General features: G+C 61.5%; 23 protein-coding genes. 16 read left to right on the top strand and 7 right to left on the bottom strand.

Annotated features, from left to right (window positions below):
- Positions 1-5: 5 nt before the first annotated feature.
- From treZ to NCHU2750_RS13365, 4 genes are all read right to left on the bottom strand, one after another.
- Complete coding sequence (gene treZ / locus NCHU2750_RS13380; protein WP_119940949.1) at positions 6-1,817, bottom strand: malto-oligosyltrehalose trehalohydrolase; 1,812 nt, start codon at positions 1,815-1,817, stop codon at positions 6-8.
- A 334-nt stretch (positions 1,818-2,151) separates the two neighbouring features.
- Positions 2,152-2,937 carry a metallophosphoesterase family protein gene (locus NCHU2750_RS13375; RefSeq protein WP_119940948.1) on the bottom strand — a complete coding sequence of 262 codons (786 nt, stop codon included), beginning with the start codon at positions 2,935-2,937 and terminating at the stop codon, positions 2,152-2,154.
- Positions 2,937-3,728: a nucleotidyltransferase family protein gene (locus NCHU2750_RS13370; RefSeq protein ID WP_119943335.1), complete on the bottom strand. Its 792-nt coding sequence runs from the start codon at positions 3,726-3,728 to the stop codon at positions 2,937-2,939. Before NCHU2750_RS13370 ends, NCHU2750_RS13375 begins: the two co-directional genes overlap by 1 nt.
- A 204-nt stretch (positions 3,729-3,932) precedes the next feature.
- Positions 3,933-4,310: a hypothetical protein gene (locus NCHU2750_RS13365; protein ID WP_119940947.1), complete on the bottom strand. Its 378-nt coding sequence runs from the start codon at positions 4,308-4,310 to the stop codon at positions 3,933-3,935.
- Between NCHU2750_RS13365 and NCHU2750_RS13360 the strand changes: the two genes are divergently transcribed.
- The gene (locus NCHU2750_RS13360) at positions 4,309-4,497 is read left to right on the top strand and encodes a DUF3008 family protein (protein ID WP_119940946.1); all 189 of its coding nucleotides are present in this window, start codon (positions 4,309-4,311) and stop codon (positions 4,495-4,497) included. The two genes, NCHU2750_RS13365 and NCHU2750_RS13360, sit on opposite strands and share 2 nt — an antisense overlap.
- A 108-nt stretch (positions 4,498-4,605) precedes the next feature.
- On the opposite strand, the gene hutX is transcribed toward NCHU2750_RS13360, so the two are convergent.
- Together hutX and hmuQ are read right to left on the bottom strand one after the other, a co-directional pair.
- Positions 4,606-5,136 (bottom strand): heme utilization cystosolic carrier protein HutX, encoded by a 531-nt coding sequence (gene hutX / locus NCHU2750_RS13355; protein ID WP_119940945.1) that lies wholly within the window; start codon positions 5,134-5,136, stop codon positions 4,606-4,608.
- Between the two features lie 9 nt (positions 5,137-5,145).
- Positions 5,146-5,493: a heme-degrading protein HmuQ gene (gene hmuQ, locus NCHU2750_RS13350; RefSeq protein ID WP_119940944.1), complete on the bottom strand. Its 348-nt coding sequence runs from the start codon at positions 5,491-5,493 to the stop codon at positions 5,146-5,148.
- A gap of 166 nt (positions 5,494-5,659) precedes the next feature.
- On the opposite strand from hmuQ, the gene NCHU2750_RS13345 reads away from it, so the two are divergent.
- From NCHU2750_RS13345 to NCHU2750_RS13335, 3 genes are read left to right on the top strand one after another with little or no spacing between them, the layout of a single operon-like run.
- Complete coding sequence (locus NCHU2750_RS13345; protein ID WP_119940943.1) at positions 5,660-6,544, top strand: heme/hemin ABC transporter substrate-binding protein; 885 nt, start codon at positions 5,660-5,662, stop codon at positions 6,542-6,544.
- A 17-nt stretch (positions 6,545-6,561) separates the two neighbouring features.
- Positions 6,562-7,632, top strand: coding sequence for a FecCD family ABC transporter permease (locus NCHU2750_RS13340; RefSeq protein WP_245480244.1), 1,071 nt, complete (start codon positions 6,562-6,564; stop codon positions 7,630-7,632).
- 32 nt (positions 7,633-7,664) lie between these two features.
- Positions 7,665-8,447, top strand: a complete 783-nt coding sequence (locus tag NCHU2750_RS13335) for a heme ABC transporter ATP-binding protein (RefSeq protein WP_119943332.1) — start codon at positions 7,665-7,667, stop codon at positions 8,445-8,447.
- Between the two features lie 62 nt (positions 8,448-8,509).
- On the opposite strand, the gene NCHU2750_RS13330 is transcribed toward NCHU2750_RS13335, so the two are convergent.
- Positions 8,510-8,866, bottom strand: a complete 357-nt coding sequence (locus NCHU2750_RS13330; protein WP_119940941.1) for a YbaN family protein — start codon at positions 8,864-8,866, stop codon at positions 8,510-8,512.
- Positions 8,867-9,055: 189 nt separating this feature from the next.
- On the opposite strand from NCHU2750_RS13330, the gene galE reads away from it, so the two are divergent.
- From galE to NCHU2750_RS13270, 12 genes are all read left to right on the top strand, one after another.
- Positions 9,056-10,045 (top strand): UDP-glucose 4-epimerase GalE, encoded by a 990-nt coding sequence (galE, locus tag NCHU2750_RS13325; protein WP_119940940.1) that lies wholly within the window; start codon positions 9,056-9,058, stop codon positions 10,043-10,045.
- A 12-nt stretch (positions 10,046-10,057) separates the two neighbouring features.
- Positions 10,058-10,453, top strand: coding sequence for a VOC family protein (locus NCHU2750_RS13320; protein WP_119940939.1), 396 nt, complete (start codon positions 10,058-10,060; stop codon positions 10,451-10,453).
- A 12-nt stretch (positions 10,454-10,465) separates the two neighbouring features.
- Positions 10,466-11,158 (top strand): uracil-DNA glycosylase, encoded by a 693-nt coding sequence (gene ung, locus NCHU2750_RS13315; RefSeq protein WP_119940938.1) that lies wholly within the window; start codon positions 10,466-10,468, stop codon positions 11,156-11,158.
- A gap of 148 nt (positions 11,159-11,306) precedes the next feature.
- The gene (locus tag NCHU2750_RS13310) at positions 11,307-12,236 is read left to right on the top strand and encodes a VOC family protein (protein ID WP_119940937.1); all 930 of its coding nucleotides are present in this window, start codon (positions 11,307-11,309) and stop codon (positions 12,234-12,236) included.
- Between the two features lie 168 nt (positions 12,237-12,404).
- The gene (locus NCHU2750_RS13305) at positions 12,405-13,019 is read left to right on the top strand and encodes an alpha/beta hydrolase (protein WP_119940936.1); all 615 of its coding nucleotides are present in this window, start codon (positions 12,405-12,407) and stop codon (positions 13,017-13,019) included.
- Between the two features lie 157 nt (positions 13,020-13,176).
- The gene (locus tag NCHU2750_RS13300; RefSeq protein ID WP_119940935.1) at positions 13,177-13,629 is read left to right on the top strand and encodes a MarR family winged helix-turn-helix transcriptional regulator; all 453 of its coding nucleotides are present in this window, start codon (positions 13,177-13,179) and stop codon (positions 13,627-13,629) included.
- A gap of 6 nt (positions 13,630-13,635) precedes the next feature.
- The gene (locus NCHU2750_RS13295; RefSeq protein ID WP_119940934.1) at positions 13,636-14,805 is read left to right on the top strand and encodes an HlyD family secretion protein; all 1,170 of its coding nucleotides are present in this window, start codon (positions 13,636-13,638) and stop codon (positions 14,803-14,805) included.
- A gap of 18 nt (positions 14,806-14,823) precedes the next feature.
- Entirely contained in the window at positions 14,824-16,353 is a 1,530-nt protein-coding gene (locus tag NCHU2750_RS13290; RefSeq protein WP_119940933.1) for a DHA2 family efflux MFS transporter permease subunit, read from the top strand.
- 124 nt (positions 16,354-16,477) lie between these two features.
- Positions 16,478-17,902, top strand: a complete 1,425-nt coding sequence (locus NCHU2750_RS13285; protein WP_119940932.1) for an aldehyde dehydrogenase family protein — start codon at positions 16,478-16,480, stop codon at positions 17,900-17,902.
- Positions 17,892-18,284 (top strand): RidA family protein, encoded by a 393-nt coding sequence (locus NCHU2750_RS13280; RefSeq protein WP_119940931.1) that lies wholly within the window; start codon positions 17,892-17,894, stop codon positions 18,282-18,284. The genes NCHU2750_RS13285 and NCHU2750_RS13280 overlap by 11 nt, the downstream gene beginning before the upstream one ends.
- 139 nt (positions 18,285-18,423) lie before the next feature.
- A complete protein-coding gene (locus NCHU2750_RS13275; protein ID WP_119940930.1) occupies positions 18,424-20,340 on the top strand; it encodes a diguanylate cyclase in 1,917 nt (638 codons plus the stop codon).
- Positions 20,341-20,455: 115 nt separating this feature from the next.
- Positions 20,456-21,085, top strand: coding sequence for a YceI family protein (locus NCHU2750_RS13270; RefSeq protein ID WP_119940929.1), 630 nt, complete (start codon positions 20,456-20,458; stop codon positions 21,083-21,085).
- Positions 21,086-21,116 lie beyond the last annotated feature (31 nt).

The raw sequence follows: 21,116 nt of genomic DNA, 5'->3' as shown, positions 1-21,116 counted from the left end.
GCGGCTCACACCTTCTCGAAGCTGACGAGGATGGAATGGGGGGCAAGGTCCGTCACCCGTTCGGGGTGGTCTCTCTTCGGATAGGCGTAGACCGGCTTGCCGGGCAGTTTCGGCAGCGGCCGTGCGGCATCGCCGATATTGAGGGCGATTGCGTATCTGCCTTTCGGAAAATCCCAGGAGACGGCGAGGAAGCCGTGGCCGGTTTCGATGACTTTGCCGGTGCCGCCGGCAGCCGTTGGCAGAAGCGGGACGATCATCTCCCGCCGCAGCTTGAGCAGTTCGGAGGTGAAATCGAACCAGTCGCGGCCCTGAGGCGTGTCGAGCTTTTTCCAGTCGAGTTTGGAAGCCTCGAAGGTCTTTTTCGCATTCGGGTCGGGCACTTTTTCTCCGTGCCCGGCATGGCCTTCGAACTCCCGTGCCCGGCCCTCGCGCACGGCCTTCGCCAGATCGCCGTGAAAATCGGTGAAGAACAGGAAGGGGTTCGTCTCGCCATAGTCCTCGCCCATGAAGATCAGCGGGATATGCGGCGAGAGAAGCAGGGTGGCGAGAAACACTTTCGTGCGGGCGTCTCCGGCAAGCACAATCAGCCGCTCGCCCTGGGCTCTGTTGCCGGTCTGGTCGTGGTTCTGGATGAAGTCGACAAAGGCTGTGGGCGGCTGGCCTTTGCTGTCGACGCCGCGCTTCTGGCCCGATTGCGGTGATACCTCGCCCTGATAGGCAAAGCCTTCCGCCAAACAGCGGGCGACGAGCTTTTCCGGGCTTTCGGCGAAATCCTTATAATAGGCATGGGTCTCGCCGGTCAGGAACACATGGACGGCATTGTGGAAATCGTCGTTCCATTCGCCGGTAAACAGCGGTGCGGACCCGTCTTCGGTGCGGGGGTGAAGGAAGGTGACGTTGCGGCAGTCTTCGGTCGTGAGGTGGATCGGCCGGTCGGTGATCTCGGCACGGATGCGCTCGGCGATCTCGACCAGCATATGGGTGTCCGACACATCCTCGATCTGGTCGATCGCATCGAAGCGCAGGCCATCGAGATGGAATTCCTCCAGCCAATAAAGAGGGGCTTCCGCCATATAGGCGCGGGCGGCATCGGCATCATAGGCAATGCCGGCGCCCCAGGGCGTCATCCGCTCCTTGTGGAAGAAATCCGGTGCCAGAAGCGGCAGGTAATTGCCCTCGGGGCCGAAATGGTTGAGCACGATATCGAGCACGACGGAGATGCCGTGATGATGGGCGGCATCGACAAAGGCCTTGAAATCCTCCGGCGGGCCATAGGCCGAATGCGGCGCATAGAGCAGTACGCCGTCATAGCCCCAGCCATGTTCGCCGCCGAACTGGGCAAGCGGCATGACCTCGATCATGGTGATGCCGAGATCGGCAAGATAGTCTAGCCTGTCGATAGCGGCACGAAACGTGCCTTCCCGGGTGAATGTGCCGAAATGCAGTTCGTAGATGACCGCCTCTTCCCAGGGGCGGCCTTTCCAGCTTGTGTCCTGCCAGTCATAGCTGGTGGGGTCGATGACGAGGGAGGGGCCGTTGACGCCGTCTTTTTGCGCCCGCGATGCGGGGTCGGGGACGGTCATTCCGTTTTCGAGGACGTAATTGTATTCGGCACCGGCGGAGACGCCGGTTGCCAAGAGTTCGAACCAGCCGTCGCGAGCCGCGCTCATCTCGGTATCGTCGCCGTTCAGGCGCAGCGTGACGGTCTCCTGTCCCGGTGCCCAGAGGCGAAAGCGCACTTCACCGACAGCAACATATTCCGCTCCCCAGGTTTTGGGGAAAACGCGAAACTCCTCGGCGGCCTCAACGTCCGTCATGCAATCCGGTCCTCCACTGGTGAAAGAGAGCGGCAAACGGGCGAAAGGGCTGGGAGTTCCATGGGCATGGGATGGGGCGGAAGGTTTTCGTCGCGGGCGTCGTTTGCCTGATGGCTGCCTGCCATCCTTTGCGATTCCCCCTCTGGCCTGCCGGCCATCTCCCCCACAAGGGGGGAGAGGATTCGTGGCGGCCTCCTGCCTCGATCGGCAATAGAAAGTGTCGGCGGTGATGCCGGGTTAAGCCCTCCCCCTTGTGGGGAGGGTTTGGGAGGGGGCTTTTTTAATCAACCACTTGTCTCTCATCTACAGAGACGAAAATCGATATCACCACTGCTCACATCTCCAAGAGCGCATAGGCCTTTCCCGTCGGCTTCTCGATGTGGGAGGCGACGTTGTAGACCGGGGCGCCGCCGGGGGTTCGGCCTTCGTAGGTACCCCGATGGGCGTGGCCGTGGACGACGGCTTTCACCGGAAAGCGGTCGATCGTCTCGGCCAGCCGGGAGGAGCCGAGGAAGGGAAAGATTTCCGGTGGCTCGCCTTCCACGGTTTGCTGGATGGGGGCGTAGTGCAGCACCACCATGGCGCGTTCGGATTTGACCTGCCTCAGCGCGTTTTCGAGCCGCATCGTTTCCTCGACGCTTTCGGCCACCATCGCCTTGATGGCCGGCTCGCCGAAGGAGCCGAGCATATAGCGGCCGAAACCACCGGCAAAGCCCTTCACCCCGGCAAAGCCGATGCCGTTGATCTCGATCGCCGAACCTTCGAGCAGATGCACGCCGGCATCCTTGACGATGGCTCTCACCTCGTCGACATGGCCGCATTCATAGTCATGATTGCCGAGCACGCCGACGATCGGAATGGAGCAGGAGCGCAGATCCGCCGCGAGCAATTCCGCCTCGGTGGGCTTGCCGAGATCGGTGAGGTCGCCGGTCAGGACGAGAATGTCGGCGGCCTGGGAGATCTCGGTGAAAAGCTCCTTGTAGGATGCCGAACCGTGCTCCTTCACATGCAGGTCGCCGACGGCAGCGATGCGCTGCCTGGCATCCTTTTGACCGTCGGGGCTGCCGTTTGTCCTGGATGCCGAACCGGCATCCTGCTTCCTTTCGGGTGCCTTCGCCATTATTGGCCTCCTTGTCGCGTTTCCTCGTCGATGCCGTCGCGCAGGTCGCCTTCGCCGCCGACATCGGCAAAGCCCCATTCCTTGACGTCGATCTCGAAATCGACACGGCTGAACATGCGGCCGCGGCAGATCTTCATCTGCGGCAAGGGCAGTTCACGCTGCGCCTTCAGGCGGTCAAGCAGTTCATCGAGCAGCCAGTCCGGCACCTTGTCGCGCTCGGTCGGGTAGATCCAGCGGAAGTTGAGAAGATGGATCAACAGCACTTCCCAGTGCACTTCCATATGGTTCAGCAGCCGCTGCCAATCGATCTCGTCATGGGCGCGCAGGATCATGTGGACGATATCACCGCCGTCATAGCGATGGCGGAGCTGGACGAAGCATTTCGACCAGATCAGTTCGGTCGGCGCGATGATGCGCACCTTGTGGCCGTTCATCTCGATCTGGCGGGCGTTTTCGAACCAGCTGTCGCTGATCGGCATCGTGCCGTTGGAGGCGGCGAAGATGACGTCGATGAAGTGGCGGCCCTTACGGATCTTGCCGAGCCAGCGGTCGTCCTCCACCTCGATCTCGTAGCCCTTCTCCTTGAAATGGGCGAGGATGCGGGTGTAGTCGCCGGCCTTGCAGAAGATGTCGAGATCCTTGGTCGGGCGGCTGATGCCGGTATAGGCGCTGATGGCGAATGTGCCGGCCAGCAGAAAGGGAATGTGGCAGGCGACAAGATCCTCCAGCGCTTCGGAGACGAAGGCTTCGGCGTCTGCATCGGCAAGCGTCGGGGCTGCCTTCACCTCCATCCCCGGCATCAGGTGCAGGGGATGGCTGCCGCGTTCACTGTCGGGGCCATTGCTGTCTCGGCCCCTCATCTCGTTGCCGGCGGCTTCTATCCCGGCCGTCGGCTCCGACTTCGTCGTCGGTATCGTGTCGGCGTCCATGGCGTGTCTCCATTTCTCCCAGTCGAGAAGCAACACGCGAGAGGTTCAAGAAGTTCCGTCGAGGCTTCAGTCGGCCTCGGGATTGTCGGCATTCGCCAGCGGGCTCGGGCGGCCGTCGGGCTGGTCTTCGCCCTCGCGCTGGTCGGCATCTTCGAGATCGCTCTTGACCAGATAATTGTCATCCTTGCCGAGGCGGACGGCCTCTTTCAGGGCTTCCGGATTGGTGGTGTCGAGCTGTTCCTGCTCCAGATCCTCGGCACTGCTGTTCTTATTGTCTGCGGCATTCATGGCCTTTTCCTCTTCTGCCAGATCGGTGCCCGCGACGGTTCCGCAGGCTTCACGGGGAAAACCCTTGGCCGATGCAGAGGTTCCGCGCTTGTCGAATGGAACGAAAATCGTCGTTGGGAGGTTGGAAAGCCTAGATATCACGATGGAGGCAGACATGCCGGCAAAGTCGAAGGCACAGCAGAAGGCGGCGGGTGCCGCATTGGCCGCCAAGCGCGGCGAAGCGAAGAAGAGCGACCTCAAGGGCGCTTCGAAGGAGATGGAAAAGTCGATGAGCGAAAGCCAACTCGAAGATTTCGCCTCGACCAAGCACAAGGGCAAGCCGGAACACGTGGCTCACCATTAACTTGTCGAAAATGTTTCCGGTCCGAACCCGGACATCCCGAGGCCAATGGCCGGAAAGGCGGGCGCTACGGCAGGCGCCCGCCTTTTTCGTTTTTCTTGTCGGTATGTCTTATGCGTAGCGGGCGCGCAGAGCTTCGAACTTCGCCAGCTGTTCGGGCAGAAGCTCACGGGCCTCGTCGCGCTTGACGAAGATCTTGAACATCGGTGCGCCCTTGGCGTTCATGAACCAAATGGAACAGGAACGGCGGCCGTGGAAGGCGCGGTCGACGAAGGTCACCGAGGCGCAATTGTCCTTCTTGATGTGGCCCCCGATCGGGCTGTCGCCGTGGATGTTGAACCAGCCATGGCTTTCCGAACCGACGGGAAGGCTGCCGTCGATCTCAGCCACCACGTCTTCGGTGTGGACGAGGAAGAGGACGATGCCCCAGGTGGTGAGTTCGTTCCAGATATCGAGGAAGCTTTCCTTCGATGCGATGACGGCCGAACCCTCAGGCAGGATTTCGAGAATTTCGGCGGGTGTCACGTCGGCAGAAGCGGCGATCGATTCGACGATGCCATCGAGCTTTTCGGCAAGTGCCGCAAGCGCGCGGTCGCGGCGGCCGGCAGCCGGTTCAGGCGTGATTTCGGACACTGCGTTCATCAAGAGACCTCAGGCCGCATCGGCGGGACGTGCGCCATTCTTGTCTTCGTGGATGATGACCTCGAAGCCTTCGAACTGCGGGCCGGACAGATATTCGACCTTGCCGCGGTTCTCGCCGGCACTGGCATGGGCGGCGCGGAACTGTTCCGACTTGGTCCAGGCCTGGAAGTGCTCGAAGCTTTCCCAGACGGTGTGGGATGCATAGAGCGTGTGATCCTCAGCCTTCGGACCTTTCAGCATGTGAAACTCGACATAGCCCGGAAGCTCCGCCAGCCGGCCCTTGCGGCCGTTCCAGATGGCTTCAAAAGCCTCTTCAAAGCCCGGCACGACGCGGAAACGGTTCATTGCGATATACATGGATCAAAATCCTCACTTTAAGTTTCACTTTAGGCTCAAGATATCTGCGGCCTCTCCCCTTGAAAAGCCAAAAAAACTTGCGTAGTCAACTCAAGTTATAAGGTTTTGCAGCGCCGCCCTCCTTGCCGTCCTTTTCGGGCCGCGGCGGCGAAAAGGATGGATCATCATGATTTCCTCGTTCGGGTTCCGGCAAATTTTCACCGTCGTTGTGGTCGGTGCGTCTCTGGTTGCCGGTGGTGCATCGGCTGCCGACAGGGGCAATCCCGAAGCCAAGCGGATCGTTTCCATCGGCGGCACGATCACCGAAATCCTCTACGATCTCGGCGCGCAGGACCGCATCGTGGCGCGCGACACGACGAGCTTCTATCCGGAGCAAGCCAATTCGAAGCCGAATGTCGGCTATATGCGCCAGCTCTCCGCCGAGGGCGTTCTCTCGCAGAAGCCGGACCTGATCCTGATGGAGGAAGGCTCCGGCCCGCCGCAGGTCCTGGATATCCTGAAGGCCAGCGAAGTGCCGGTCGTCATCATTCCGACGCCGCCGAAGGCCGACAAGATCGGCCAGAAGATCCGTGACGTCGGCGCCGCCGTTGGTCTTGCCGACAAGGCCGACGCGCTTGCCAAGAAGACCGACGATGGCCTGAAGGCGATCGAGGCCGATGTGGCGAAAATCCCCGGCGACAAGAAGAAGGTTTTGTTCGTGCTGTCGGTTGCCAATGGCCGGCTGATAGCTGGGGGCGCTGATACCGAAGCCGGCGCGATCATAGAGCTTGCCGGCGGCGTCAACGCGGCGCCGACCGTCACCGGTTACAAGCCGATGTCGGACGAGGCGGTGATTGCCGCCGCTCCCGATGCCGTATTGACCATGCAGGCCGGCGAGCACGCCATTTCGCCGGAGCAGATGTTCTCGCTTCCGTCCATGCAGGCGACCCCGGCTGCGGCCAACAAGACGCTGATCTCGATGGATGGTCTCCTGCTTCTGGGCTTTGGCCCGCGCACGCCGGAAGCGGCCCGTGCGCTTGCAGCCAAGCTCTATCCGGACGCGATCCACTGATGTTGCGGGCTCTCGCCATGCCGCTCATCAGAGCGCGTGAGGGAGACCGGACCGGGCAGAGCGTCATCGTGCTCGTCCTGCTTGCGCTCCTGCTTGTGGCCGCCTGTCTGATCTCCCTGCATGCCGGGCCGACCGGTGTCGGGCTTTTCGACCTGTGGGACTATCTGACCGGACACGGCGACCGGCTGACGACGCAGGAACGGGTCATTCTCGAGGCGGTTCGCCTGCCGCGCACGGCGCTCGGGCTTCTGGTCGGGGCAGGGCTTGCCGTATCGGGTGCGATGATGCAGGGCCTGTTCCGCAATCCGCTGGCCGATCCCGGCATTGTCGGGGTAACGTCCGGTGCCGGGCTTTTCGCAGTCCTTGCCATCGCCTGGGGCAATGCGGCTCTGGCTCCGCTCGCCATGCTGCTCGGCGGCCAGTTTCTGCCGCTGATGGCGTTTTTCGGCGGGCTGATCAATACATGGCTTCTCTACATGATCGCCACCCGTGACGGGCGGACGTCGACGACGGCGCTGATCCTGTGCGGCATTGCCATAGGTGCATTGACGGGGGCGCTGATGGGTCTGCTGATCACCACGGTTGATGACCGGCAGTTGCGCGATATCACCTTCTGGAGCCTCGGTTCGCTCGGTGGTGCGACCTATGGGCGGGTGCTGTCGATCCTGCCCTTCATCGCGGTGGTGCTTGCGATCATTCCCTTCGTCGCGCGCGGGCTCGATGCTCTGGTGCTCGGCGATGCGGCGGCCTTCCATATGGGCATTCCGGTGCAGCGGCTGAAGCGCATCGTCATCATCGCGGTCGCTGCGGCCTGCGGCTCGACGGTTGCGGTCGCGGGCTCGATCGGCTTCGTCGGCATCGTCGTGCCGCATCTTCTGAGGATCGCCATGGGGCCGTCGCACCGCTTCCTGCTGCCCGGTTCGGCGCTTGGTGGCGGGGCACTGCTTCTGATCGCCGACAGTGTGGCGCGCACGGTGGCAGCGCCTGCGGAATTGCCGATCGGCGTCGTCACGGCGCTGTTCGGGGCGCCGGTCTTCCTCTTCCTGCTGATCGGCAAGAACGGTATCGGAGCAAGGGATCTGCCATGAGCGCAATGATGACCGGGGCGATGACCCAGACGATGATCGTCGCCGACAATGTGAGCGTCGTGCGGGCCGGACGAAAGCTGATCGACAGTGTCGATATCAGGCTTGAAGCGGGCCAGTTCACCGTGGTGATCGGGCCAAACGGCGCCGGCAAGTCGACGCTGATGAAGGTGCTGTCGGGCGAGATGAAGCCGGATAGCGGTCTCGTTTCCTATTACGGCACGAATGTCGATCTCTGCCAGCCGGTCGATCTTGCCAGACGCCGGGCGGTGCTGCCGCAGGCGACGCAGCTGGCCTTTCCCTTCTCGGCGCTCGAAATCGCCCGCATGGGCGCGGTGGCGCAGGGGGCGCTCAACCCGACCGAAGAGGCCCGCAAGGCGCTTGCACGTGTCGGCTTGCGCGGTTTCGAAAGCCGGCCCTATCCATCCATGTCCGGCGGCGAGCAGCAGCGTGTCCAGTTTGCCCGCGCATTGGCGCAGGTGCCGCAGCCGGTGGTCGACGGCGTGCCGCGGGCGCTCTTCCTCGACGAGCCGACGGCGAGCCTCGATCTCGGCCACCAGATCTCGGTGCTGGAGACGGCCCGCGACTTCGCCTCCGCCGGCGGCATGGTTCTCGCCATCCTGCACGACCTCAACCTTGCGGCGGAATTCGCCGATCATCTCGTCGTGCTCAATCGTGGCCGGGTGGTGGCGGAGGGCGCCTGCCACGAGACGGTCAACGACAATATCATCGCTTCGGTCTATGGCATTGCCGGTGCCGTCGGGCGGGTGCCGGCGGCGCATATTCCTTACGTGTTGCCGCAGTCGCGACACCGGTAATCCTCAGAGGAATTGACGCAGTGCCGGGCGCAAAACCGTTACGCACTGTTGCTGGAACTGCTCTACTCGCTCGGCCTTGTCAGCATGAAGATGGCGGGGCCGATCATGCAGGCTGCGACGAGGATCGCCAGCCATGGGGCCGGGTGCGAGCCGAACCAGAAGCCGACATAACTGACGCTCATCAGTGAGATCGCCATGATCTTCGCCCGCTTCGAAATCGCGCCGCGCTCGCGCCAGTTCCTGAGTGACGGGCCGAAGGTCTTGTGGTTCATCAGCCAGGCTTCGAGCCTCGGTGACGACCTAGCAAAGCAGGCGACCGCCAGAAGCAGAAACGGCGTCGTCGGCATCACGGGCAGGAAGGCGCCGATGACGCCGAGCGCGACGAACAGCCAGCCGAGGCAGAGAAAAACGTAGCGCATGAAAGGCCTATGGCGAAAACCTGAACAAGATAGACAAGTTCCGATGCCGTGTCTTCATACCCAAAGTCAACGTGCAATCCCATATTGGTGCATGCCATTTTAAGCTGCTGTGCATGTGCAGCATGCGCCCTTCCCATTTGATCCATGGCGGCTATAGTGCCGCCGACTTCAACAATTCTTGAGGACATGATGTCGAAGAAGAAAGTGCTTGTCGTGGGCGGTGCCGGCTATATCGGGTCCCATACGTGTCTGGTACTGGCGGAGAAGGGCTACGAGCCCGTCGTGTTCGACAATCTCTCGAATGGGCATGCGGAATTCGTCCGCTGGGGCGAGCTGGAACAGGGTGATATCCGCGACCACGACCGGCTCGACGAAGTGTTCGAAAAGCACAAGCCGGAAGCCGTGCTGCATTTTGCAGCCCTCATCGAGGTGGGGGAATCGGTCAAGAACCCGGTCGGTTTCTACGACAACAACGTGGTTGGCGCGCTGACGCTGATGTCGGCTGCGATGAAGGCCGGAGTAAAGGCTTTCGTCTTCTCCTCCACCTGCGCGACCTATGGTCTGCCGATGCAGGTGCCGATGGACGAAACGCATGGCCAAGCGCCGATCAACCCCTATGGCCGCACGAAATACATTATCGAGCAGGCGCTGAAGGATTACGGGCAGTATATGGGCCTGAAGTCGGTGATGCTGCGTTATTTCAATGCTGCCGGCGCCGATTTCGAGGGCCGTATCGGTGAGTGGCATACGCCGGAAACCCATGCGATCCCGCTTGCGATCGAGGCAGCGCTTGGCCGCCGCCAGGGCTTCAAGGTGTTCGGTGACGATTACGATACACGCGACGGCACCTGCGTGCGCGACTATATCCATGTTCTCGACCTTGCCGATGCGCATGTGCGCGCCGTCGACTACCTGCTCGCCGGTGGCGATATGGTCGAGCTCAATCTCGGCACGGGCACCGGCACGACGGTGAAGGAATTGCTCGGGGCGATTTCCGAGGTGTCCGGCAAGCCGTTCCCGGTGGAATATGTCGGTCGCCGCGAGGGCGATTCCACCTCGCTCGTCGCCAATAACGACAAGGCGCGTGAGGTATTGGGCTGGGAGCCGCAATATACGCTTGCCGATATCATCAAGTCCGCCTGGGCCTGGCATTCGCGCTCAAACCACGTGATGAGCTGAGGAAATTTGTCGATGGCCAAGATGGTGCATTCGATGATCCGCGTCCTCGACGAGGCTCGGTCCGTCGATTTCTACGACAAGGCTTTCGGCCTCAAGGTTGCCAGCCGCGTGCCGTTCGACGGCTTCACGCTGATCTACCTGTCGAACCCGGAAACCGGGTTCGAGCTGGAGCTGACGGTCAATGCCGGCCGCACGGAGCCCTATGACCTCGGCAACGGTTACGGCCATCTGGCGGTGACGGTCGATGATATCGGGGCGGAATACAGGCGTTTCACCGATCTGGGGCTTACTGTCGGCAAGCTTGTCGAGATGAAGCATGATGGTGCGGTTTTCGCGCATTTCTTCTTCGTCACCGATCCGGACGGCTACAAGACGGAAGTGATCCAGCGCGGCAGCAGGTTCCAGTAAAGGGTGAATGGCATGGCAGAGGGTGAGATCAAGCTGGAGGAGAGCTGGAAATTCGCTTTGGAAAGTGAGTTTGCGGATCCCTACATGGCCGATCTCAAGCGTTTTCTCGTTGCCGAGAAGCAGGCGGGAAAACGAATCTTCCCAAAGGGTTCCGAGTATTTTCGCGCGCTCGACCTTACCCCACTCGACGAGGTGAAAGTGGTGATCCTCGGCCAGGATCCGTATCACGGTTTTGGCCAGGCGCATGGGCTGTGCTTCTCGGTACAGCCTGGCGTGAAGACGCCGCCGTCGCTCGTCAATATTTACAAGGAAATGCAGGCTGATCTCGGCATTCCGCCCGCCAAGCACGGCTTTCTCGAAAGCTGGGCGGAACAGGGCGTGCTGTTGCTCAACAGCGTGCTGACGGTGGAAGAGGGCAGGGCGGCCGCGCATCAGGGGCAGGGCTGGGAGCGGTTTACCGATGCCGTCATCCGCACCGTCAATGACGAATGCGACGGAATCGTCTTCATTCTCTGGGGCTCCTATGCGCAGAAGAAGGCGGCGTTCGTCGATCAGGAGCGGCATCTGGTCTTGAAATCGGCGCATCCGTCGCCGCTGTCGGCGCATAACGGCTTTCTCGGCTCGCGGCCGTTTTCCAAGACCAACGAATATCTCCAGTCGATCGGCAAGGATGCGATCGACTGGCGCCTGCCGGAAAATGTCTGATCAGTGAACGCTGCTCGATTGACGTCAACGTTTTCTGAACAATCCGTTCGGATGTGTCCGTCTATCCAATCCCGGCCCGATCGACCAAATATCACCCCATGAACGGCGGGCCGCATGGGCGGCCCCCGAAACGACCAAGGGGTTTGACATGCTTACCCAGATCAAAGGCCTGCATCACGTCACGTCGATGGCGGCGAGTGCTTCCACCAATAACAGGTTTTTCACCGATACGCTCGGCCTGCGCCGGGTGAAGAAGACCGTCAATTTCGATGCTCCGGATGTCTATCATCTCTATTACGGCGACGAAGTCGGCACGCCGGGATCGGTGATGACCTATTTCCCGTTTCCGCATATCGCGCAGGGCCGTCCGGGTACCGGCGAAGTCGGCACGACCGTGTTTTCCGTGCCGGAAGGCTCGCTCGGTTACTGGGCCGACCGGTTGACCAAAGCCGGTGCCGATGGGCTGAAGGCCGATGAAGCCTTCGGCGAGAAGCGGTTGCATTTTGCCGGTCCGGACGGCGACGGTTTTGCGCTCGTTGAAGTCAGGGATGACAATCGTGCGCCTTTTACCGGCAATGGCGTCGGCGCCGATGACGCGATCCGTGGGTTCCACTCCGCGTCCCTGCGGCTTCGCGACGAAGGTTCTACCGGCGAGCTTCTCAAGTTCATGGGCTATGAGCAGGTCGACGCGAAGGATGGTGTGATCCGCTGCGGCATGCCCGGAGGCAATGGTGCCGACTTCATCGATGTCGAGACGATGCCGAACATCAACAGCGCCCGCCTCGGCGCCGGCTCGGTGCATCATATCGCCTTCGCGGTCGACAATCGCGAAAAGCAGCTCGAAGTCCGCAAGGCGCTGATGGATACCGGCTACCAGGTGACGCCGGTGATCGACCGCGACTATTTCTGGGCGATCTATTTCCGTACGCCGGGTGGCGTCCTGTTCGAGATCGCCACCAACGAGCCCGGTTTCGATCGCGACGAGGATACCGCCCATCTCGGCGAGGCGCTGAAGCTGCCGAAGCAGCATGAGCACCTGCGCAAGGCGCTGGAACAGAATCTGGAGCCGATCGCTTAGAGTATTCCGCTTTTCTTCGAGACGCGAAATCGCTCTATCCCTCTGATTTTACACAGTTCCGGACGCAAAACCGCGACGCACTTTTGCTGGAACTGTTCTATGCCGTGATGACCTTCGGCGAGGCATTGAGCCTGCCTCGCCAGCCCGACTTTCTTTGAGGAGATTTCCATGAGTTACGACAGTTATCTGCACCGGGTGCGCCCCGGTGCGCCCGGATCGCCGATCCTGTTCACCTTTCATGGCACGGGCGGCGACGAGAACCAGTTCTTCGATTTCGGCAGCCGGCTGATGCCGGGCGCCACAGTCGTTTCGCCGCGCGGCGACGTTTCCGAGCATGGGGCGGCCCGCTTCTTCCGGCGCAAGGCGGAAGGCGTCTACGATTGTGACGACCTAGCGCGTGCGACCGAACGGATGGCCGAGTTCATCGCTGCCAATCGCGACCGTTACGAATCCTCGACCGTGCTGGGCTTGGGTTTTTCCAACGGTGCCAACATCCTCGCCAATCTGATGATCGAGAAGCCCGGCCTGATTGAGGCCGGTGTGCTGATGCATCCGCTGATCCCGTTTGCACCGGCGGATCGCCCGGCAGGCGACAGCGCCCACGTGCTGATCACCGCAGGCGAGCGTGATCCGATCTGCCCTGTACCGATGACACTGGATCTTGCTGAATATTTCAAGCGCCAGGGCGATACGGTGACGCTCGAATGGCATGCGGGCGGCCATGAAATCCGGCCGAATGAGATCGAGGCGATCAAGGGCTTTCTGGCACCTTACGGGGCGTGATCAGTCTTGCTGCCAAGCGGTGAGCTGTAATCCCGTAACCCATGCCTGATCGGCAGGGCAGGTTCTCGAATTTGTGGCGCGGCAGCAATGCCGCGCCACTTGCGATTCATATGTCGATGATATACATGCTAACCATCAGCATGTTATTTATTTCCCGATGCTAAAACCGGCACCCACTCTCGGCTTTCTCCTGAATGATGTTGCGCGCCTGCTTCGAAAGCGTTTCGAGCAGAATGCACGGCATATCGGGCTGACGCGGGCTCAATGGCAGACGATTGCCTATCTGGCCTATTGCGAGGGGATCCATCAGAAGGCGCTGGCCGAGCTTCTTGAAATCACTCCGATCTCGCTGATGCGGGTTCTCGACAATCTGGCGGAGCGCGGACTGGTGGAGCGCCGCCCGCATGAAACGGATCGGCGGGTCACGCTGCTCTATACGACCGAAGCGGCACGCGCCCTGCTCGACGACGGTCGCAAGATCGGTGAGGCAACCCGTGCCGAGGCGCTGGAAACGATATCCGAGGCCGATCGCGGCCTCCTCTACGAAATGCTGTCTACAATGAAGATCAACCTCGTCGATGCCTGCCGGGTGCAGGCACAAGAAGATTAGCCAATCATGTCCGAAACGTCTCCCCGTGCACTAGACGACAACAAGGTCACCGTTCTGGAAACCGCAGCGCCGGCCGCGGCTGAAACGCCGGCCACGCGCATGCGCCGCCAGCGCAGCGTCAAGCGTCTGGTGCTTTTCTCGCTCCTGCCGATCGCGGTCGTCGTTGGCGGCTACTATTATATTCAGGGCGGTCAGGTGATGAGCACCGACAACGCCTATATCCAGGCGGACATGGTCGGGGTTTCGACCGACGTCGCCGGCACCGTCGTGTCCATCAACGTGCACGAAAACCAGCAGGTGAAAAAGGGCGATGTGCTCTTCACGCTGAAGCAGGATAGTTTCCGTATCGCGCTGGACGGCGCCAAGGCCAAGCTCGGCGAGGCGCGCAACCAGCTTCTGAACCTGCAGGCCTCCTACAAGCAGGCGCTGGCGCAGATCCAGCAGGCGCAGACCGACATTCCCTATTACGAAACCGTGCTGGACCGGCAGCAGAAGCTGATCTCCGGCTCGGCAGCAAGCCAGACTGCCTTCGACGACGCCAAGCACAATCTCGATGCCGCGCGCGAAAAGGTGACAGTAGCCAAGGCCGAGGCCGATGCGACACTTGCCGAACTCGGCGGCAATGCCGACCAGCCGATCGAGAGCAATCCGACCTATCTGGCGGCGCAGTCGGCCGTCGACGACGCGCAGCGTCAGCTTGACGATACCGTCGTGCGGGCGCCCTTCGACGGGATCGTCACCAATGTCAGCAGCCTGCAGGTCGGCAGCTATCTCGATGCCGCCGAGCAGGGCTTCTCGCTGGTCGCCAGCAAGAACATGTGGATTTCGGCCAATCCGAAGGAAACCGAGCTTACCTATATCAAGCCCGGCCAGGAGGTGACGATCACGGTCGATACCTATCCCGACCTGCAATGGAAGGGCACCGTGGCGAGCGTCAGCCCGGCATCGGGCGCCAGCTTTGCATTGCTGCCGTCGCAGAATACGTCGGGCAACTGGGTGAAGGTGGTGCAGCGCATTCCGATGCGCGTGAACATCGATGACGCCGATGCCAAGGGCAAGCCGCCGTTGCGCGTCGGAATGAGCGTGGTCCTCGACGTCGATACCGGCCACAAGCGCGGCCTGCCGCAATTTGCCCAGAAGCTCTTCGGCCCTTCCTCGGCCAACGCTCAAGACTGAGGCTGGAGAGTTACGTCCATGAGTAACACCGCAGCCGTGGTCGAGAACCGTGGCGCCATCACGGCCTGCGTCATTCTCGCGGTCATCATGCAGGCGCTCGATTCGACGATCGCCAACGTGGCGCTGCCCTATATCCAGGGAAGCGTCGCGGCATCGTCGGACCAGATCAACTGGGTGCTCACCTCCTATATCGTCGCAGCCGCCATCATGACGCCGCCGTCGGGCTTCCTGTCGGCGCGGTTCGGCCGCAAGCGGGTGCTGCTGACCGCAATCTTCGGCTTCGTCGTCGCCTCGGTACTCTGCGGACTGGCGCAATCGCTCAACCAGATCGTCGGTTTTCGCCTGCTGCAGGGCTTTTTCGGCGCAGCGCTGGTGCCGCTGTCGCAGGGCATCATGCTCGACATCTACACGGTGGAGGAGCGCGGTTCCGCGATGGCGCTGTTCGGCGTGTCGGTGATGGTCGGGCCGGTGCTCGGCCCGGTTCTCGGCGGCTGGCTGACCGACCATATCAGCTGGCGCTGGGTGTTCTATATCAACGTGCCGATCGGTGTCATCGCCTTCCTCGGCATCACGACCTTCGTCAAGGAAACGGCGGTCAATGTCGCCGCCAAGCTCGACTGGCTCGGCTTCGGCATGCTGTCGGTGGCGATCGGGGCACTGCAATTGTTTCTCGATCGTGGAGAGCAGCTCGACTGGTTCTCTTCGAGCGAGATCATTATCGAGGCGATCGTCTGCGGCGGTGCCTTCTACCTCTTCCTCGTCCATACGTTCACGTCGGACAAGCCGTTCGTCAATCCGCGGCTTTTCCTCGACAGGAATTTCACCATCAGCGCGCTGTTCATGTTCGTGGTCGGCGTCACCTATTTCGCCTCGCTGGCACTGATGACGCCCTATCTGCAGACGCTGATGGACTATCCGGTGATCACCGCAGGCCTTGTCATGGGCCCGCGCGGCCTCGGCACGATGCTATGCATGTTCATCGTCGGCCGGTTGATCGGCAAGGTGGATACGCGCATCCTGCTGATGTGCGGGCTGTCGATCACGGCCTGGGCGATGTATGCGATGACCGGATGGACGCCGGATGTGTCGCAATGGACGATCATTTCGGTCGGCTTCGTCCAGGGGGCGGGACTGGGCTTCCTGTTCGTGCCGCTGACGACGGTTGCCTTCGCGACGCTGCCGGTTGCCATGCGCGGCGAAGGGACGGGCATCTACAACCTGTCGCGTAATATCGGATCGAGCGTCGGGATTGCAGTCGTATCTGCCCTGCTCGTCGAAAACACCCAGCGGAACCATGCCGACATCGTCAATTACGTGACGCCGTTCAACCATGCCTTCAAGGCGAAGGCCGCCGAAAGCCTTGATCCCACGACGGCGGTCGGGCGCGCGGCGCTCGACCAGATCATCACCCAGCAATCGACGATCATCGCCTATATGGACGATTTCAAGATGCTGATGATCATGGCCATGGTGGTGATGCCGCTCATCCTTCTCCTGCGCACGCCGGGCAGCAAGCCTGCGGTCGACCACAGTGCCGCGATGGATTGAGGTGGAGCGCGGTCCTTTTCCTACGCTTCGCGTCCATTGATCCTTACCCCTTGTTTTGCGTCTTGCGATCCGGGCACCGGTGCTCAATAGTGCCGGTGTTTCAACCGACGAGAGGGGAAGGCGAATGAGCAATCATCTGAAATTCTTCATCAATGGCGAATGGGTGGAGCCGGTGGTTCCCGTGGCGCTCGATGTCATCGACCCATCGACGGAAGAGGCCTTCACGCAGATCGCGGTCGGTTCCAAGGCGGATGTCGACAAAGCAGTGGCGGCTGCCAAGGCTGCATTCAAGAGCTTTTCGCAGTGGTCGCAGGTCGACCGGCTGGCGCTGTTGAAACGCATTCTGGCGGAATATGAAAAGCGGGCGGAAGACATCGCCCAGGCTGTCAGCCGGGAGATGGGCGCGCCGATCGGCTTTGCCCGCGATAGCCAGGTCGCGGCCGGTCACGGGCATCTGAGCGCGACGATCACGGCGCTCGAAACCTACAAGTTTTCCGAGGACCGCGGCACGACGCGGGTGGTGAAAGAGCCGATCGGCGTGGTGGCACTGATCACGCCATGGAACTGGCCGCTCAACCAGATCACCTGCAAGGTCGGTCCGGCGATCGCCACCGGCTGCACGATGGTGCTCAAGCCCTCCGAGATCGCGCCGATCTCCGGCGTCATCTTCGCCGAGGTGATGGAGGCCGCCGGCGTGCCGAAGGGCGTGTTCAACATGGTCAACGGCACCGGCCCGGATGTCGGCCAGGTGATGGCCGGGCATCCGGATGTCGACATGGTGTCGTTCACCGGCTCGACGCGCGCCGGCATCATCGTTGCCAAGACGGCAGCCGATACGGTGAAACGCGTGGCGCAGGAACTCGGCGGCAAGTCGGCCAATATCATCCTGCCCGATGCCGATCTTTCCCAGGCGGTTTCCGATGGCGTGACGGGATGCTTCGGCAATTCCGGGCAGTCCTGCGATGCGCCGACGCGCATGCTTGTGCCGCGCGAGAGGCATGACGAGGCGCTGGCGGTGGCCAAGGCTGCTGCGGAAAAGCTCGTGACCGGCGATCCGCAGGCCGACGGCATCGATCTTGGCCCCGTCGTCAGCAAGGTGCAGTTCGACAAGATCCAGCGGCTGATCGAAGCGGGTATTGCGGAGGGTGCGACGCTGGTCACCGGCGGTCCTGGCCGGCCGGAAAACCTCAATCGCGGCTATTACATTCGCCCGACCGTGTTCGGTAACGTCACCAACGACATGACGATCGCGCGCGAGGAAATCTTCGGACCGGTCCTGTCGATCCTGCCCTATGACAGCGAGGAGCAGGCGATCGAGATCGCCAACGACACGCCTTATGGGCTGGCGGCCTATGTGCAGGGTGAGCCGGACCATGCTCGCAAGATCGCGCCGTTCCTGCGGGCCGGCTCGGTCTATCTCAACTATCCCGACTGGGATCTGTTCTCCTCCTTCGGCGGTTACAAGCAGTCCGGCAACGGGCGCGAGTATGCCGACTGGGGCATCCACGATTTCCTCGAGATCAAGAGCGTCGTCGGCTATGGCAATTAAGACCTTCAATCCGGCCTCGGTGCGCAAGCCGTTCGGCTCCTACAATCACGGCCTGCTCGTCCCTCCGGGGGCGAGCCTGCTCGTCACCTCGGGTCAGCTCGGCATTTCGGTGGAAGACAGGATCCCACCGGATGTGACGAGCCAGGCGGAACTGTGCTTCAAGGCGATCGGTGCCATTCTGGAAGACGCGGGCATGACCTATGCGGATGTCATCCGCATTTCCGGCTTCGTCACCAGCCGCGAGGATTTTCCGGCCTATATGGCGGTGCGCGATCGCTTCACTCTGGAGCCCAAGCCGGTTTCGACGCTGATCGTGGTCGGCGGCTTCACCCGTGCCGAATTTCTTGTCGAGGTTGAGGTGACGGCCGCCAAAGTGTTCTGAGCGGGCAGATGAAGAGAAATTGTTAACTTTGGATTTAGCTTTCGGGCCGGATTCGGCCTCTGGCTGATCCAATGCCTGCTCCAAAGCCGTACAGTGAACCACATACGGCTTATGTGTCATTGCCGCGAGGATTGAGGTGTTGAACAGTCTCTGGGTCGGTTTGTTTGCCAATATGGCGGTGGTGGCGCTGATCATCTCGCTGTGGTCGAACATCCGCCTGCCGGCATTCGAGCGACGGGCCTCGCTCAAGGGCTGGGATTTTGGTGTTCTCTTCGGCCTTGGCGCGATCGGCGTGATGCTGATGCCGTTTCAGATGAGCGAAGGCTTTCTCATCGATCTCAGAATGACGATGATCGGCACGTCGGCCTTTATCGGAGGCCCGTTCGCCGGCATCATCACGGCTGTCATCGCCTCTGGCTTTCGCCTCTATCTCGGCGGGGGCGGTGCCTTGGTCGGGCTTGTCGGCATCTGGCTCGCATGCTGCGCGGGTATGGTCGGATACCGTCTCAGGCACGGACGGGCCCCGGCGCTGAAGGAAAGCCTGCTCTTCTCTCTGGTCATGGCCATTTGCAGCATGGCGCCGGCGTTCATCATCGCATGGTCGCAGAATATTGATACCGGCCCACAGATCCGGCTGCCGTTCATGACGCTGGTCTTCATGGCGACGCTGATGGCCTGCGCCGCACTTGCCAACGAGCTGCGCCGGCGCGATACCGAAGAGCGCAATTACATGTATCGCCGTGTCATCGACAGCCTGCCGGAAGCGCTGAACGTGAAGGATTGTCACGGGCGTTTCGTGATGGCCAATCCGGCAACGGCAGCACTGATGCATGCCAAGGATGCCGATGCACTGATCGGCAAGACGGATTTCGACTTTTACTGTCAGGACGTGGCGGCGGCTTTTCGGGCCGACGAGGAAAAGGCGATGCGAGGCGGGGCGGCCATCGTCGAGGAACAGGTCCTCGCCCGTCAGGACGGCAGCAGGTCTTACCTTTCGACCCTGAAGGCGCCGTTCAACGATATCGACGGGCGCAGTGTCGGGCTGATCACCCATAGCCGTGACATTACCGACAAGAAGCTTCTGGAAGCGGCGCTGACGCAAAGCGACCGGCGCGCGGCGGAAGCCTTGTCGAGCATTTCGGACGGGCTTGTGATGTTCGACAAGGAGATGACGCTTGTTTTCTGCAACGAGCGCTACCGGTCGATGTTCTCGGTCACGGCGGATCTTCGCGTGCCGGGCACGCCGGCATCGGCGATACTCTATGCCTCGATTGCACGCGGAGAGCTGATCGGGATTTCGCCGGATATCGCCGCCCAATGGGTGGACGGGGCTCTTGGCCGGCTGAAACAGGGCGGTACGGTGCAGTTTCCGCTGGCAGACGGGCGCTGGATCGAATCGCGTACGCGGCCGACACCGGAAGGCGCTTGCTTCGTCATCTGCTCGGACATAACCGAATCGAAGCGGCACGAACTCGAACTGCAGGACCTCAATGACCGGCTTGCCGTTCTGGCCGAAACCGACAGCCTGACCGGCCTGCTCAACCGCCGCGCGTTCGATGCGGTGATGGCAGAGGAATTCCAGCGGGTCGAACGCGGCGAGGGCTCGCTGGCGCTGCTGATGGTCGATGTCGATTATTTCAAGCGGTTCAACGACACCTATGGCCACGGAGCGGGCGATGCCTGCCTGAAGATGGTTGCCGACTGCCTGCGTGCGGCCGGCCGCAGGACGGGTGACCGGGCAGCCCGTTATGGCGGCGAAGAAATGGCGCTGATCCTGCCGGATACGGACGAGAAGCTTGCATTCGCCATTGCGGAAGAATTCTGCGAGAGGCTGCGTGGGCTGCATATACCCCATAGCGGCAGCGACAAGGGCATGGTGACGGCGAGTATCGGGGTCGCGGCGCTCGGGCGCGGTGCGGTTGCCACGGATGCCGTGCGGCTGATCGCGCGGGCAGACGAGGCACTTTACGCTGCCAAGCGGGATGGCCGCGACTGCGTGAAGACCTGGGAACCCAGCAGGCCACGCATCGTCCATTCGGATGCCGGCCGGTCCTGACCCGTGACGGATGATTGTTTATGGCGAAAGGCTGCCATGCTGGTTCGGGCGGGCGACAAAATTGACGTAAGCCATTAAGGGATAGGCTGCCGATTCAACTCAGGAATCCAAGCCTATGAAATACCTGCAGCTTCTTTCCCTGGCCGCGTTTATTGCAACGCCTGCTTTCGCTGCCGACAAGCCGGGACAGAAACCGGCCCCGGCGCCATCCGGTACCTATGTGTCCGATCCGGCCCATTCGAGCGTCTTCTGGAAGGTCAACCATCTGGGCTTGTCGAACTTTACCGCGCGGTTCACCAAAATGTCGGCGGAGCTCGTGTGGAATGCCGAGGACCCGGCAAGCTCCAAGGTGACGGCGGTCATCGATCCGGTCTCGGTGCAGACCAACTATCCGTTTCCCGAGAAGGAGGATTTCGACAAGGAGATCGGTACGACGGCAAGGTTTTTGGCTGGCGACGAGATCCGCTTCGTCTCCCGCTCGGTGAAGATAACCGGCGACAAGCATGGCGAAGTCAGCGGTGACCTGACGATGCGCGGGCAGACCCATCCGGCAACGCTGATGGTAACGTTCAACGGTTCCATGGCCCAACAGCCGCGGGAAAAGACGCCGAAGATCGGCTTTTCGGCACAGGCGGTTTTGAAGCGCAGCGAATGGGGCGTGGTACCGGAGATCAAGTCGATCAGCGATGATGTGACGGTGGTCATCGAGACCGAATTCCAGCCGCCGCAAACCAAGAGCGAATAGTAGCTGTTCTGTTACGGCTGCCCCGATGGTT

Source organism: Neorhizobium sp. NCHU2750 (genome assembly GCF_003597675.1).
GTDB lineage: Bacteria > Pseudomonadota > Alphaproteobacteria > Rhizobiales > Rhizobiaceae > Neorhizobium.
The sequence above is the reverse complement of the archived record's forward strand: the minus strand, read 5'-3'. Positions and strand labels throughout refer to the sequence as shown.